1 protein-coding gene is annotated in these 297 nt (G+C 41.8%); it reads left to right on the top strand.

Annotated elements, in window-relative coordinates:
• The coding region (locus PZE06_RS28190; RefSeq protein ID WP_275792426.1) for a glutamate ligase domain-containing protein at positions 1–297 on the top strand (297 nt) is incomplete at both ends.

The raw sequence follows: 297 nt of genomic DNA on the forward strand, positions 1-297 counted from the left end.
GTTGAAGCAGCCATTCTTTTAGCAGCTTCTTACAATATTACCGAAGAGGATATTCGTCAAGGGTTGATAAAAGCATACTGGCCTGGAAGATTTGAAATCGTCTCCTCTGCCCCATTAATCGTCCTGGATGGAGCCCATAATGAAGAGGGGATTGAAACGCTAGTAGTGGAATTAAAGCGACGCTTTCCTGAACGAAAAAAAAGGCTGATTTTTGCTGCCCTTGGTGATAAAAAAGTAGATAATATGATTAAGAAGCTAGACTCGGTCTCCCAGATGATTACATTCGTGAGCTTTGAC

Origin of the sequence: Robertmurraya sp. DFI.2.37 (assembly GCF_029211245.1) — a bacterium.
Lineage (GTDB): Bacteria > Bacillota > Bacilli > Bacillales > Cytobacillaceae > Robertmurraya > Robertmurraya methanolica_A.